The organism is Pseudomonas fluorescens, from assembly GCF_001902145.1.
In the GTDB taxonomy this organism is placed as follows: Bacteria; Pseudomonadota; Gammaproteobacteria; order Pseudomonadales; family Pseudomonadaceae; genus Aquipseudomonas; species Aquipseudomonas fluorescens_BV.
In genome coordinates this window covers 310680-324738 of sequence record NZ_MRST01000025.1, presented here as the reverse complement: position 1 = coordinate 324738, position 14059 = coordinate 310680, and the positions used below count along the sequence as shown (strand labels likewise).

Sequence of the window (14059 nt, the reverse complement as noted above, 5' to 3'; positions counted from 1 at the left end):
TAAGCTGCTGCCCAAGTCTTGTGTATTTACCTGGAATACTGCGTGAAATTCAGCCTGCCGAAAATCGCTACCGCCCCGTTCTGCCCGCCGGAAGTGGCCGGCTCTGTCGCTGTTGATCCCAAGGCCTCGTTTTTTAAACGGGTGCTGATGTTTGCTGGCCCCGGCCTGTTGATCTCCATCGGCTACATGGACCCCGGCAACTGGGCAACGGCCATTGAAGCCGGTTCACGCTACGGCTACAGCCTGTTGTTTGTGGTGCTGCTGGCCAGCCTGGCGGGGATGGCGGTGCAGTGCCTGTGTTCACGGCTGGGTATCGCCACCGGCAAGGACCTGGCGCAACTGTGTCGTGAGCGCTACAGCCAGCGCTCTGCTCGTACCCAGTGGGTGTTGGCGGAAATCTCCATCATCGCCACAGACCTTGCCGAAGTGCTCGGCTGCGCCCTGGCGTTTCACCTGTTGCTGGGCGTGTCGTTGACCACCGGCATTGTCATCACTGCCTTCGATACGCTGTTGATCCTGGCCCTGCAAAATCGTGGTTTTCGCCGCCTGGAAGCGATCATGCTGGCGCTGGTCGCCACCATCGGCGTGTGCTTTTTCATCGAACTGGTGCTGATCAAACCCTACTGGCCCGACGTGCTCAGCGGGTTCACCCCGTCACTGTCGGCTATCAGCGATGCGGCGCCGTTGTACTTGGCCATCGGTATCCTCGGCGCCACGGTCATGCCCCATAACCTCTACCTGCACACCTCCATCGTGCAGACCCGCCTGATCGGCAAGGACCTGGCGAGCAAACAGGACGCGGTCAAGCTGGCGCGTATCGACACCATCGGCTCCCTGGCGTTGGCACTGTTGGTCAACGCCGCGATCCTGGTGCTGGCGGCAGCGGCCTTCTACAAGACCGGTCATACCGACGTGGTGGAAATCCAGGACGCCTATCACCTGCTCGACCCCTTGGTCGGCGGTGCTTTCGCCAGCATCCTGTTCGGTATCGCCTTGCTGGCTTCAGGCCAGAGTTCGACCTTTACCGGCACCATTGCCGGCCAAGTGATCATGGAGGGTTACCTCAACCTGCGCATACCCTGCTGGCAGCGCCGCCTGATTACCCGTGGGCTGGCGCTGATCCCGGCGTTTCTAGGCGTATGGCTGATGGGTGATGATGCGATCGGCAAGCTGCTGATTCTCAGCCAGGTGGTCCTGAGCCTGCAGTTGCCCTTTGCGTTGTACCCGTTGATCCGTATGACCGGCGACAAGCAATTGATGGGGCCGTTCGTCAACCGGCTGCCCACGCGGCTGCTGGCGTGGTTTCTGTTCGCGGTGATCAGTGGGGCGAATGCGTGGTTGATTGGGCAGTGGGTGTTCTGACTTGAGGTGCATTGCCGAGGCAGTGCCTATACCAAGATGGCCAAGGATGTGTACTGAGCAACTTCTGGGTCAGCGGTCAATAGCTTCATTGGCTCAGTCATGGCTGTTGCAATGATCAGTCGATCGAAGGGATCCTTGTGATGATATTCAAGATCCCTGACGTAAATTTCGGCGGCGTTTTCTATCAGCTTGCGGGCATTGCCGGATAGCTTGGAGTCATCGTTGAGTGCCCATAGCAGGATATGAGTATCCAACAGTAGCCTCATGAATGACTGCCCTCAAAGGCATCCAAGAGGTAGCTGGGTAGTGGTGCGTCGAAGTCTTCAGGAATGGTCAACTCGCCCTTCATTGCGCCAATTCGCCGACCCTTGGATTTACCAAGCGGGACAAGCTGTGCCATTGCACGACCATGTTTGGCGATAGTGATGATTTTGCCCGTGGCGGCTTCATCGACCAGTTTGGACAGGTTGTTTTTTGCCTCACCCAGAGCAACGGTAATCATGGGGTCTTCTCCGTGTTTGGCCAAATAGCCAAAACTACGACCGCTATCAAAGATGGCTCGACCACTGGTTGAGGCCGCTCGTTCAGCGCGGGATGGTGTGCGGTACATGGTGACCATGGCGTCTCTCCAAATAGATTTGGCTAAAGTCTGCCCCAGCGCACCGTGACCAGGAATACTGGCCCCCAAAATCAGAACGGACCTACGTTTTCTACTAGGAATCTTCCTTCACTAACGCCGTTCAGCAGCGGCAACATCACTCACCGATCCCAATACGGCACCGTCCCAAAACACTCCACGAAATAGTCGATCACCGTGCGCACCTTCAACGACAGCCTGCGGCTACCCGGCCACAACGCGGCGATCTGTTGGGGCTCCAGGGTGGTCGCAACTTCGTATTCGCCGAGCACTGCCTGCAAGGTGCCGGCGCGCAGGCTTTCGCCAATCAGCCAGGACGGAAACACCACCAGGCCCAGGCCTTGTTCGGCGGCGTGGGTGAGGGTGTCGGCGTGGTTGCCGGTGATGGGGCCGCTGACGCTGTAGGGGGTCCAATCGCCCTGGCCGCGGCGGAAGAACCAGCGCTGCTGGCCGGTGATGCCTTTGTAGGCCAGGCATTGATGCCGGGCCAGTTCGTCGGGGTGGCGCGGCGTGCCATGTTGGGCCAGGTAGGCGGGGCTGGCTGCGATGCGAAAGCGTTGCGGCGCGAAGATGCGCGCCTGCATGCCCGAGTCATTGAGCACGCCGATGCGAAACAGCAGGTCGGTACCATCTTGCAGCGGGTCGACGAAGGTGTCGGTCTGCTGGATATCCAGTTGCAGCTTCGGGTAACGCCGGCACAGTGCTCCCAACCAGGGTGAAAGGTGGCGCTGGCCGAACACCATGGGCGCGTTGATGCGCACCAGGCCGCTGGGCTCGCTGTCTTGCTCCTGCAGGGCCTGGTTCGCGGTCTCCAGTTGCTCGAGTAGCAAGCGCGCGTGGCGGCCCAGCAGGCGGCCGGCTTCGGTGGGGCTGACGGCGCGCGTATGGCGGTAGAGCAATTGCTGGCCGAAGGCCTGTTCCATCAGTTGAATCTGCCGCGAAATGGAGGAGGGTGCCAGGCTTTCGCGGCGGGCCACTTCGGAAAAGCTGCCCTGGTCCAGCACGGCCACAAACAGGCGTAGCGCCTTGAAACTCAGTTCATTCAAGCCCTGCATCGTCTCTCCAGGCTGTGCGTTTTACGCAAAGGTGTTGTCCGCATACTCCCATTTATCGCACAGCACGGCCACCGGATAATGCGCGCCATGTTTTTCCTTTCTTGATACACAGGTGATGTATGCAGGCACGTTCTACCGAAGGCCTGGCGCAGGCCAGGCCGAGCAACAACCTTTTACGGCTGCTGCTGTTGCCGTTGGTGATTCTGGCAGGCATGGGCCTGTCGGTGGAGGCCGGTTTGCTCGGGCCATTGGGCACGCAGGTCGGGCATTTGTGGGCGACGTTGAGCATTTTTGGCGTTGGCACGGCGATTCTGTTTTTACTGCTGCTGTTCAGCGGCCCGCAAAAGGGCCCGGCATTCACGCAACTGCCGCGCTGGCAGTTGATCGGCGGGTTTCTGGGGCCGATGTACGTGGTGGTGTTGACCCTGGCCACACCGCACATTGGCATCGCGATGACCATGATCGCGATCCTCTCGGGCCAGGTGGGCAAGAGTGTGTTGATCGACCACTTCGGCTGGTTCGGCACGGCGCGCAAACGGGTCAATGGCGATCGTTGGATCGCGTTGGCGTTGATTGTGGCGGCACTGGTTCTGATTGCACGAGGTTAAGGCGATGAATCTGTTTATGTTGTTGGTGGTGGTGATTGCAGCGGGGGCGGTGCTGAGTGTGCAGGCCGCTATCAATGGGCGTCTGGGCCAGACTGTGGGGGTATTGCGCAGCAGTCTGTTGACCTTTGCGGTGGGCGCGCTGACCACGGCGCTGTTGATATTTTTCTTCGAGCCGACCCAGGCCGTCAGCCTGCTGGAGGTGCCAAAGTGGCAATTGACCGGGGCCCTGTTTGGCGTGGTGTACATGATGGTGATGGTCGGCGCGGTGCCTGTGGTCGGCACGGCCGTCGCCACGGTGGCGGTGATTGTCGGGCAACTGGGCATGGGCATGTTGATCGACAACTTTGGCTGGCTGGGCAACCCGGCGATCGAGCTGTCGGGCAGCCGTATCCTCGCCATGCTATTGCTCGCCCTGGCGTTGGTATTCATGTACCGCAGTAATAGCCGCCGGGCCGACTGACGGCGCTGAACCATGCTTGCTTGCTCTGGGTCACTGCTTAGGGTGCGGCGTTCGCCGCACCGGACGACCATGAAAAAGGAGTCTGACCATGCCAGATCAAACCTGTGCTTGCCCTCACTGCAAATGTGTATTGGGCGTTGACGCAATAATGAAAGACGGCAAGGGCTATTGCTGCCAGGGCTGTGCCGAGCACCATGCTCACGGCGAGCCCTGCACGGCGTCGACCAATTGCGAATGCGCCAAATCGGCCCACGTTTGACAGGGTTGACCTGCAGGCCCGGGCAACCCGGTGCCTGCAGGGTGAGTAAAGCTTTGTCGGCTGTCAGACCGCCTTTGCGAGCAAGCCCGCTCCCACATGTAAATCTTTATTCGGTTTCGGGAACACCTTTTTTCCACGCCGACCAGTTCTTTACAATCGCCTGGACCAACGGGTTGCCCGTGCGGTACAGGTTTTCCAGCGCCGGTACAAAACCACCCTGGTCCGCATACTTGAGCAGGTTGTCCACTTCGCTGTAGCCAGGGTAAGGCCGGTCGAAGTCGGAACCTGCGCGCACCACGGCCAGGCGCTGGATATCCACCAAACCTTCGCGGCTGGCGCGCAGCAGCGCTTCGTAGGTGGAGTTGTCTTCCTGTTGGGTGGTGCAGTATTCGCCTTTGTTGTCGGTGAGCAACTTGGTCCAGACTTCGGCACGTTCGCTCAACCGGGTACCGGAAAACCAGGTGTTGCCCGCCAGGGTGTCGCAGCGGGTGACTTGCGGCGGCTGGTTGGCCGGGGCGGCAGGGTAGTGTTTGCGCCAGGCGGCGGACTCTGTGCTTTCTGTCAGCTCCACCTTGTGCGACAAGGCAAACGCCTTGGCTTGCAGCTTGGGGTTGAGCTCAAACACCTCGGTCTTGTAGTCCAGCGGTGGTTTTTCGTTGGGCCCCTTGGTGTTGATCCCGATATAGCCCGTCGGCCAGTCCTTGGGTGCATCCCGTGAATCCAGCTCCCACTGCGTGCCGAACTCCACCAGGTAATGAGCCCACGCGGCGGTACCGATGGTGCCGTGCTTGGGGCTGATACCGGCGATTCCGGCGATCAGGAAGTAGCTCTGGCGCAGGTCGAACTTGGGCGACAAGGCCAGGGCCAGGGTAGACGCGGCAGCGTTGGTCTGGCCCATGCCGGTCACCAGCAGGCACACGTCCTGGGTGTTGCAGCGAATCACTGGATATTCGGCAGACAAGCCTGGAACGCGTACTTCTTGTTTAAGTTCGAGGCGGTCGATCCAGGTTTGCGCCTCGGGGGCGAACATGGTGATCAGCATCACCTTGGGTTTGATCGGCGGCGGGTTATCCGCCAGCACCACGTGAGGCAATAGGGCCAGGCCGACGGCCAGCGAGACACGGGTCAATGCGTTCATCTACAGCTCCTTGATCAGAATTGATAGCCCACGCCGGCGTAGTAACCCCAGCCGTCTGAGCGTGCGCGGAAGTTGCCTTCGCCGAAATTCAACTCGCTGCCATCCTCCCAGTTGCCGCCGTTGTGAAAGTAACGGCCGACCAGGGTAAAGCGAAGGTGGGTAAACGAGTACAGCAACACGTTGGTGGCCACCAGGGAATTGGCGGTGCGCGCCGGGTTGTCCTTGTGCAGGTCCGAGCCGAAATCGTAGTTGGTAAAGCCGATGTAGGTCAGCGAGGCGCCGTTGTCGAACTTGCCGATGGGCACGATGTACTTCATCTGCGCCCGATAGCCGTCCCAGGAATATTCATTGCTGGCGCCGTAGTTTTCCCACTGGTAGCGCCCGTAGAAGTTGGCCGACAGGTTGACCCGCGAGTGGGTGTCGATATCGGTGCCCAGGCCGCTGTACAGGGTGTTGGCGCGGTTTTCCTTGCGGCTGCCGTGGTCGTAGATCCAGTCAAAAGCCACATACCATTCCTTGAACGGGCCGATCGCCAGGCTGCGTCCTGCGAGGTAGTCGATGGAGATCCGTGGTTCATGCTCCATGAACACCGGCGAGCCATGGTCCCACACGCCTTTGTCATTACTGTTACCGATGGTGAGGATCTTCGGCACATCGATATAGCCGTACAACTCGAAGGGGCCCTTGCGCCCGAAGTACTCGTATTCCAGATAGACGTCATCTTGAGGCTTGGGGCCGAAACTGATGTCTTTGCTGCCAATCAGCGTAAGGTCCTGGTTAAACCACTCGGACAGATAGACACCTTTTTTCGCCGGGGGGTTGGCTTCAGGGCTGAGGGTTTCGCCCTGTGCTGAGTCATCCACGGGCTTTTCCTGCGCCAAAATGGGTGCACTGAGTACTCCCGTAACGGCGGCCAGTAGCAACGAAACGCCAAGACCAGCACGAGGCTTTGAGGTGGGGTGCATTGAAAGTCCTTATTCTTACGCGGTTTAAACCCGATTCGACGGGGAGGAGTGAACTTGGCGGTCAAGTTCGTTCCGCAAACGTTTGCACAGGTTGTACCAACTTGAGGCAATGGCTTGAACTGTTTAGAAAAAAGAGCAATTAGCCGACGCTTTGGTCAGGAAAGCCGTGGGATTGATGTCATCGCGCAGAGACGATGGGGCTGAACATCGGCAGTGCGGCCTGCCGCCGGTACTCACTCGGCGTCTGGTGCATTTCGATACGAAAGTGGCGATTGAAATTCGACAGGTTGGCGTAGCCCACCTCAAAGCAGATGTCCGCCACTGACATCTGGCTGTGCAACAGCAAGCGGCAGGCACGCTGCACGCGGAACTTGCGCATCAGGTCGATAAAGCCGTGGCCGGTGTTGCACTTGAAAAACCGCGAAAAGCCGGGTTCGCTCATGTCCAACTGCCGGGCAATGTCCGATAGGCGTACATCGCCGGTCAGCTCCCGCATCAGGTAGTCAAGCGCCTGGTTGATGCGTTCGGCGCTGCGTGCATCCAGGGTCGGTGCGTAGCACGGGCTGGCCAGGGTATTGGCCTGTGCAGGCGGTGCGTTCTTCAGGGTGTCGAGCAGTTGCAGGAACAGGGTCAGGCGTTGCAGCCCCTGGGCGCAGCCGATGGCCTCCATCAGCCGTGCCGCGCTCGTTGCGGTCTCGCCGGTAAATTCGATGCCCCGTCGCGCCCGTGCAAACAATGACTGTAAGTCACCGAGCTCAGGCAGGGTGGTGTGCAGAGCGAGGAGGGCGGCGCCGTCGAATTGCAGCACCACATCGCGACCGTGCAGGTATTCCCCGGGGGCCAGGTCACCGATCCAGTCGTGGGGCAGGCCAGGGCCGATCAGTGCGACATGCCCGGCGCTGAACGCACCGATATAGTCGCCCGCCACCAGCTTGCCGCTGCCTTGGCGGATCAGGTGGATTTCGAATTCAGGGTGATGGTTCCAGCGTGCCAGTTCATAGGGATAGTCATGTTCGAACCAGCGAAAACCATGTTCCGGTTCGGGCAGGATCACCTCAAGCTCCGCAGGGCGATGCTCGAACAGGGTGGCGGGGCTGAAGGGCATGGTGCTGCCTCTTGTGGTGGTGCAATTTTCCCAAAATACCCGCACTGGCAATCGGTGCGCTAGCCCAGGTTTCGCCTGAGACTGATACTTTTTTGCTCCTGTGCCTCAGGTTAAAAAAGTATCAGCCTCGCATTCGCCAGCCGTTTGTGAGGCGGCAGGCCAAGCTGCTGTAATCGAGGCTCAACAACAAAGGTCGGCAAGCTGTTCTCGGCGACGCTCACCGGCTACCGGCAATAACCTTTACAGGACCCCCCATGAAACGACTCGAAGGTAAAAGCGCGCTGATCACCGGATCGGCGCGGGGTATTGGCCGTGCGTTTGCCCAGGCCTACATCGCTGAAGGCGCCACCGTGGCCATCGCCGACATCAACCTGCAACGGGCCCAAGCCACCGCCGCCGAGCTGGGCCCTCAGGCTTACGCCGTGGCCATGGACGTCACCGACCAAGCCTCCATCGACACGGCCATCGCCACCGTGGTGGGCCATGCCGGCAAGCTCGATATCCTGATCAACAACGCCGCCCTGTTCGACCTGGCCCCCATCGTCGACATCACCCGCGACAGCTTTGAACGGCTGTTCTCGATCAACGTCGCCGGCACCCTGTTCACCCTGCAGGCCGCGGCCCGGCAGATGATCAGCCAGGGGCATGGCGGCAAGATCATCAACATGGCCAGCCAGGCCGGGCGGCGGGGCGAACCGTTGGTGGCGGTGTATTGCGCGACCAAGGCGGCGGTGATCAGCCTGACGCAATCGGCAGGGTTGAACCTGATCAAGCAAGGCATCAACGTCAACGCCATCGCCCCTGGTGTGGTGGACGGCGAGCATTGGGATGGGGTGGATGCGTTGTTCGCCAGGCATGAAGGGCTGGCGCCTGGCGAAAAGAAAAAGCGCGTAGGCGATGAGGTGCCGTTTGGGCGGATGGGCACGGCGCAAGACCTGACCGGCATGGCGATCTTCCTGGCGTCGACGGAGGCCGACTATGTGGTGGCCCAGACCTATAATGTCGATGGCGGCAATTGGATGAACTAGCGGTTGACGCTGATCCAACTGTGGGAACTGGCTTGCCTGCGATAGCGTTGGTGGATTCACTCCAGTCATCGCAGGCAAGCCAGCTCCTACCTTTGAACTTCAGCGTGCTTGAGAATAGGGTGAGTCAGCAACGCATCGAACCCCACAGTAAACTGCCTCACACTTCACGTTTTTTACGGTCGCCCGGGAGCGGTCGTATTGCCAGAGCTCCGGAGAACGATCATGAGCCTTTCGAAAGCCGCCATCGCTTCATTTGACGTCGACGCCCAGAAGAGCTTCACGCCTTTGTGTCCCAACGAATTGCCGGTGGCCGGTGGCGACGGCATCGGTGCTGAACTCAATTACATGGCCAGTCTCGCCGGCCACCGCATCGGCAGCAAGGACGCCCACACCCCCCACGCACCCTGGGTCGTCGCGCAGCACAGCGAGATGCTGCAACCCACCGGCCTGGCCCATGCCGATGTGACCTGGGTCAGCCACTGCGTGCCGGGTACCGAGGGTTTCACCTTGCTCGACGAGCTACCCACGCCCTATGACTACGACTACTTCATCTGGAAAGGTGTCGAGCCCGACCTGCACCCCTACGGCGCCTGTTACCACGACCTGCACGACAAACTGTCCACCGGCGTCATCGAGTACCTCAAGGCCCAAGGCGTGGCCCGCGTGATCGTCGGCGGCCTGGCCCTGGACTACTGCGTCAAGACCACCGCGCTGCAATTGCTCAAGGCCGGCTTGCAAGTGATCCTGCATTTGCCGGCGTGCCGAGGCATCAGCGAGGAGGGCGGTGTACAGGCTGTCGACGAATTGCTCAAGGCCGGTGCATACATCAGTCGCACCCGCGAAGAACTGGCCCTGATTGCGCAGGGCTAAGCCTCAGCGCTCAATCGACCGACTCCACCGCGCATTCCACTCTGGCCGTGCCTGGTTGACCTGGTCCCAATCAATCGAAATGGCCGTTTGCAGATAACCCTGCATGGCTTCCACCCGCGCACGGGTTTTGTCGGTGGTGGGGGTGGTCGGGTTCGACGGGATCTGGTCACCTTCTTCCAACGCCGGCGCCTGGGCCTCGGCGGTCAGCAAGAACGCTGCGAGCTTCTGTGCCAGTTCCGGCTGGTCATTGCGGGCGATCACGCATTCGGCGACGTTGAGCACCACCGCACCTTCTTTGGGCTGCGCGTACTCCATCGGTATGCCGAGCAGCTTTTGCGTGGCGACCTGGGTCGGGGTCAGGGGGAAAATCGCGGCCTCGTCGGTCTGCACCATCTCGGAGATCTTCGCGGAGCTGGCGATATATTCCAGCACGTTGGGCCCCACGGTCGTAGGCCAGGCCTTGAAGCCCGGTTCCACATTGGTTTCATCGCCACCCTGGATGCGGTTGAACATCAGGAAACCATGCAGGCCGAAGGTGGAGGAGGCCAGGGACTGGAACACCACTTTGTCCTTGAAGCGCGGGTCGGCCAGGTCCATCCATGAGGTGGGCGCGGCCCAGCCGTTGTCCTTGAACATCTTGGCGTTATAGCCCAGGCCAGTGACGCCCAGGGTCACGGCCACGGCTTCATCCTTGATACGGGCCTTGACCGGGATCTGTTCCAGCGGCGGGCTCGGCGCGAGCTTGTCGCACAGGCCCATGGAGATGGCGCGGTACATGATGCCGTCGTCGAGGAACATTACATGCATCTGCGGGTTGGCCTTGTTGGCCTGGACTTTGGCGAGGATGTCCGAGGAGGTACCGGGTACGATCACGACCTTGACGTTATTGGCCTTTTCGAACGCGGGCAGCACCTTGTCGGCGTACACCCGTTCCATGGTGCCGCCGTTCATGCCCAGGTACAGCGTGGGGGCGGCATGGGCCGTGCCGGTCAGCAAGGCGAGGGACAAGCAGGACAACGCGAGACGTGATTGCATGGGGGTTTTTCCTCTCAGGCTTGGAAACGACGGATGGAAAACGCTTCGATGGGTTGGCGGCTGGCGCCGTCGCAGACGATCTCTGCCAAGGCTTCACCGACGGCGGGGCCGAGCTGGAACCCGGCGCCGGCAAAGCCGAAACCGTGGAGCAGGCCGGGTTGGGTACTGCTGGGGCCGATCACCGGTTCGTGGTCGGGCAGGTAACCTTCGGTGCCGCTCCAGGTGCGAATGGCCTGGGCACCCTGGAGAAACGGGTAGAGCTCGCCGGCATTGCGCAGGATCTCCAGCACCGCCGCCTGGCCCGGCCTGGCCTGCTGCGGGCCGAGGGCAAAGCCGCGTCCGCCGCCGAGGATGCAATTACCGCGGGCGACTTGCCGGGCATAGATGCCGCCGCCCTCGACGCCGGTGCTGACCGTCATCACCCCCGGCAGCGGCTCGGTGACCAGCATCGCCGGGTGCGCCGAGGTGATCGGCACCGGCTCGCCCAATTGCGCGGCGACCTTGCCGGCCCAGGCGCCAGCGCAGTTGAGCAGCCACGGCGCTTGCAGATGCAGGCCGTTGGCGCAGCGCACCTGGAACAACCGGCTGTCGTGCTCGATGCCGATAACGTCGGCTTGCTCGTACACCGCAGCACCGTGGCGCTGGGCGGCACGGGCAAAGGCCGGGGCCACCAGGCGCGGGTTGGCATGCCCGTCATCCGGGCACAAGGAGGCGCCCACTGCCACGTCGCCCACCCAGGGAAAGCGCCTGCGCAACTCGGTACGGTCCAACAGCTGCAAGCCCAGGCCAAAACCACGGGTCTGCTCGGCGTAGGCTTGCAGTGCGGCAAAATCCCCAGGGCTGCGCGCCAGCTTCAAATGCCCGGAGCGCACGTATTCACCGTCGATACCAATCAATCCAGGCAGGTCGGCCCACAGTTGATGGGCGCGCTGCGACAGCGGTAACTGATGCAAGGGCCGCCCCTGGCGTCGCACGCCGCCGTAATTGACGCCGCTTGCGTGCGAGCCACAAAAATCCCGTTCTATCAGGGCCACCCGCTGACCTTTCTGCGCGAGCATCAAGGCCGCTGAAGCCCCGACGATGCCGCCGCCCAAAACGATGACGTCGATCATGACTGTACCTGCACGCCAAACGGCAGCGGCTTGATCGGCGCCTGGCCACGCAAGCGCCCGATCTGTGGGAGGTCGCGGCCGCTGCGCTCTGCCACTATTTCCGCCGCTGCCAACCCGCACATCCGCCCTTGGCAACGGCCCATGCCGACGCGGCAATGGGCTTTGACCCGATTGATTTCCCAGTGGCCTTCATCCACCACAGCGCGCACCTCGCCGACGCTGACCTCTTCGCAGCGGCACAGGATCAGTTCGTCCGGCGCTTGCGCGGCCCAGTGTTCGGGGAAGGGGAACGCGGTTTCCAGGCCCTGGCGAAAACGCTGGATACGCGCCAGCTGCCGCTCCAGTGTGGCCCGGCGGTGCGGGTCGACCGCGACGCCGGTATCTTCCAGCAACGCCAGCGCGGCGCATTCGCCGGCCATGTGCGCGGCATCGGCGCCCATGATGCCGGCGCCGTCGCCCGCCAGGTACACCGTGTCGACACTGCTGCGCCCGGCGCTGTCGCGTTGCGGTAGCCAGGCGCGGTTGAGGCGGTTCCAGGCAAACTCACAGCCGAGCAGATCGGCCAATTGCGTTTCGCTGCGCAGGGCATGGGCGAAGGCCACCGCATCGCATGGCAGAGTCTGTTCGCCCCAGCGAATGCCACGCACCCGTTGGTCGCCGTCGATCTGCTTGAGCGTTGCGCCCTGATGCACGGGAACCCCGTGGGCGGTCAGCCAGGCGCGGTAATACATGCCCTTGACCAGGGTCGCCGGTTGCCTGAGCAGCGCCGGTAAGGCACGGCATTGGGCGCTCAGCGGTGCACTGTCGAGCACCGCCAGCACCTTGGCACCGGCCTTTGCGTATTGGTAAGCGACTAAATAAAGCAACGGCCCGGAGCCACAAAACACCACGCGTTCGCCAATCGCGCAGCCTTGGTACTTCAAGGCGATTTGCGCCGCGCCCAGGCTGTAGACACCAGGCAATGTCCAGCCCGGCACCGGCAGGATGCGGTCGGTGGCGCCGGTGGCGACTATCACCTGCGCGTATTCGAGGCTGTCGGCGCGCCCGTTATTGAGCATGTCCAGGCGGCCGTCCTCGGCATTCCACACCAAGGTATCGGGCCGATAGTCGATCAAGGCTGCCAATTCATCCATGGTGCGGTGCACGGCTTGGGCCTTGCGCGCTTCAAACCCGTAGATCTGCTGGGCGGTGCGTTGGAACCCTTGGGGTTGGCGCCGATAAATCTGCCCGCCACCGCGTGGGCTCTCATCCACCAGGCAAGGTGTGATGCCATGGTCGAGCAAGGTGCGCGCCGCGCTGATCCCCGCCGGGCCTGCACCCACAATCACCACCGGCTTCATGGCTGGCGCCCCGGATCACGGCTGATCGCCTGGCCGTCTTCCAGCAGGGTCGAACAGGCGCGCACCCGCCGCCCATCGGCCAGCCGTACCCAACAATCCTGGCACGCGCCCATCAGGCAGAACCCGGCGCGGCGCTCGGCGCTGAAATCGCTGCCGCGCAGGTGCTCGGCACAGGTCAGCATGGCGGTCAGCAGGGTGTCGCCGAGCAACCCCGTGGCGGGTTGGCCGTCGAGGGTGAAGGCCAGGGCAGGGCGCTGGGTTTCGCTCAGGCGCTTGAACAAAGCCATCAGTGTTTCCCCACCAGCACGCGGTCCAGGCCGTAGACCCGGTCCAGCAGGATCATGGTCGCTGCCGTCAGTGCGATCACCAGCGCCGACACGGCCGCCATCATGGGGTCGATGGACTCGGTGGCGTACACGTACATGCGCACCGGCAGGGTTTGCGTGGCGGGCGAGCTGACGAAAATCGACAGGGTCACTTCATCGAAACTGTTGATGAACGCCAGCAACCACCCACCGGCCACACCGGGCAAAATCATCGGCAGGGTGATCCGCCGGAACAGCGTAAAGCGCCCGGCGCCGAGGGATTCGGCGGCCTGCTCGGCGCTGCGATCAATGCCGATGGCCGCCGCCAATACCAGGCGCAACACGTAGGGGGTGATGATCACTACGTGGGCGAGCATCAGCCAGGTGAAGCTGCCATTCACGCCCATCAGCGCAAACAGGCGCAGCATTGCCACCCCCAGCACCAGGTGCGGAATGATGATGGGCGACAGGAACAGCGCGCTGAAGAAATTGCGCCCTGGGAACGAATAGCGACTGATCGCCAGGGCCGCCGGCACCGCAATCAGGGTCGCCAGGGTGGCGGCGGTGAAGGCCAGGATCAGGCTGTTGTAGAACGCCTGGATAAAGTCGGCGCGTTCGAACACGGCGTGAAACCAGCGCAGGGAGAAGTCCGATGTGGGCAGGCTCAAGGTGTTCTCTGGCGTGAATGCCACCAGGCACACCACCACCAGCGGCGCCATCATGAACAGCACCACCATTGCATGGAAACCGAGGGCCAAAGGACCGTTTCTGGACATGCGC

At 61.9% G+C, this 14059-nt stretch carries 17 protein-coding genes; 6 read left to right on the top strand and 11 right to left on the bottom strand.

What is annotated here, in order from left to right; translation table 11 throughout:
• Positions 1-42: 42 nt before the first annotated feature.
• Positions 43-1362: an Nramp family divalent metal transporter gene (locus tag BUE92_RS17935; protein WP_054918680.1), complete on the top strand. Its 1320-nt coding sequence runs from the start codon at positions 43-45 to the stop codon at positions 1360-1362.
• Between the two features lie 26 nt (positions 1363-1388).
• Here the strand turns inward: BUE92_RS17935 and BUE92_RS17930 are convergent, their stop codons facing one another.
• The 3 genes from BUE92_RS17930 to BUE92_RS17920 form a co-directional block, all read right to left on the bottom strand.
• Positions 1389-1628, bottom strand: coding sequence for a type II toxin-antitoxin system VapC family toxin (locus tag BUE92_RS17930; protein WP_073525397.1), 240 nt, complete (start codon positions 1626-1628; stop codon positions 1389-1391).
• A complete protein-coding gene (locus tag BUE92_RS17925) occupies positions 1625-1981 on the bottom strand; it encodes a type II toxin-antitoxin system Phd/YefM family antitoxin (protein ID WP_256673980.1) in 357 nt (118 codons plus the stop codon). Before BUE92_RS17925 ends, BUE92_RS17930 begins: the two co-directional genes overlap by 4 nt.
• Positions 1982-2121: 140 nt before the next feature.
• On the bottom strand, positions 2122-3054 hold the full coding sequence (locus BUE92_RS17920; RefSeq protein ID WP_073525395.1) for a LysR family transcriptional regulator: 933 nt from the start codon (positions 3052-3054) through the stop codon (positions 2122-2124).
• 119 nt (positions 3055-3173) lie between these two features.
• Here BUE92_RS17920 and BUE92_RS17915 point away from each other — a divergent pair, with 119 nt between their 5' ends.
• From BUE92_RS17915 to BUE92_RS17905, 3 genes are all read left to right on the top strand, one after another.
• On the top strand, positions 3174-3662 hold the full coding sequence (locus BUE92_RS17915) for a DMT family transporter (protein ID WP_073525393.1): 489 nt from the start codon (positions 3174-3176) through the stop codon (positions 3660-3662).
• 4 nt (positions 3663-3666) lie between these two features.
• Complete coding sequence (locus BUE92_RS17910; RefSeq protein ID WP_073525390.1) at positions 3667-4122, top strand: DMT family transporter; 456 nt, start codon at positions 3667-3669, stop codon at positions 4120-4122.
• 88 nt (positions 4123-4210) lie between these two features.
• Positions 4211-4381: a metallothionein gene (locus BUE92_RS17905; protein WP_073525388.1), complete on the top strand. Its 171-nt coding sequence runs from the start codon at positions 4211-4213 to the stop codon at positions 4379-4381.
• Positions 4382-4487: 106 nt separating this feature from the next.
• Here BUE92_RS17905 and BUE92_RS17900 read toward each other — a convergent pair whose 3' ends face one another.
• The 3 genes from BUE92_RS17900 to BUE92_RS17890 all read right to left on the bottom strand — a co-directional run bounded on the left by BUE92_RS17900 (position 4488) and on the right by BUE92_RS17890 (position 7589).
• Positions 4488-5519 (bottom strand): purine-nucleoside phosphorylase, encoded by a 1032-nt coding sequence (locus tag BUE92_RS17900; protein ID WP_073525385.1) that lies wholly within the window; start codon positions 5517-5519, stop codon positions 4488-4490.
• Positions 5520-5533: 14 nt separating this feature from the next.
• Complete coding sequence (locus tag BUE92_RS17895; RefSeq protein ID WP_032872109.1) at positions 5534-6484, bottom strand: nucleoside-specific channel-forming protein Tsx; 951 nt, start codon at positions 6482-6484, stop codon at positions 5534-5536.
• A gap of 178 nt (positions 6485-6662) precedes the next feature.
• Positions 6663-7589 (bottom strand): AraC family transcriptional regulator, encoded by a 927-nt coding sequence (locus BUE92_RS17890; RefSeq protein WP_073525383.1) that lies wholly within the window; start codon positions 7587-7589, stop codon positions 6663-6665.
• A gap of 254 nt (positions 7590-7843) precedes the next feature.
• Here BUE92_RS17890 and BUE92_RS17885 point away from each other — a divergent pair, with 254 nt between their 5' ends.
• Entirely contained in the window at positions 7844-8617 is a 774-nt protein-coding gene (locus BUE92_RS17885; protein ID WP_073525382.1) for an L-iditol 2-dehydrogenase, read from the top strand.
• 222 nt (positions 8618-8839) lie between these two features.
• On the top strand, positions 8840-9487 hold the full coding sequence (locus tag BUE92_RS17880; protein ID WP_073525381.1) for a nicotinamidase: 648 nt from the start codon (positions 8840-8842) through the stop codon (positions 9485-9487).
• Positions 9488-9490: 3 nt separating this feature from the next.
• On the opposite strand, the gene BUE92_RS17875 is transcribed toward BUE92_RS17880, so the two are convergent.
• The 5 genes from BUE92_RS17875 to BUE92_RS17855 are packed head-to-tail and all read right to left on the bottom strand — an operon-like array spanning position 9491 to position 14055.
• Positions 9491-10522 (bottom strand): ABC transporter substrate-binding protein, encoded by a 1032-nt coding sequence (locus tag BUE92_RS17875; RefSeq protein ID WP_073525380.1) that lies wholly within the window; start codon positions 10520-10522, stop codon positions 9491-9493.
• Between the two features lie 14 nt (positions 10523-10536).
• Positions 10537-11634: an NAD(P)/FAD-dependent oxidoreductase gene (locus BUE92_RS17870; RefSeq protein WP_073525379.1), complete on the bottom strand. Its 1098-nt coding sequence runs from the start codon at positions 11632-11634 to the stop codon at positions 10537-10539.
• Positions 11631-12974: an NAD(P)/FAD-dependent oxidoreductase gene (locus tag BUE92_RS17865; RefSeq protein ID WP_073525378.1), complete on the bottom strand. Its 1344-nt coding sequence runs from the start codon at positions 12972-12974 to the stop codon at positions 11631-11633. The genes BUE92_RS17870 and BUE92_RS17865 overlap by 4 nt, the downstream gene beginning before the upstream one ends.
• Positions 12971-13261 carry a (2Fe-2S)-binding protein gene (locus tag BUE92_RS17860; protein ID WP_014718832.1) on the bottom strand — a complete coding sequence of 97 codons (291 nt, stop codon included), beginning with the start codon at positions 13259-13261 and terminating at the stop codon, positions 12971-12973. Before BUE92_RS17860 ends, BUE92_RS17865 begins: the two co-directional genes overlap by 4 nt.
• Positions 13261-14055: an ABC transporter permease gene (locus tag BUE92_RS17855; protein WP_073525376.1), complete on the bottom strand. Its 795-nt coding sequence runs from the start codon at positions 14053-14055 to the stop codon at positions 13261-13263. The genes BUE92_RS17860 and BUE92_RS17855 overlap by 1 nt, the downstream gene beginning before the upstream one ends.
• Between the last annotated feature and the right edge of the window lie 4 nt (positions 14056-14059).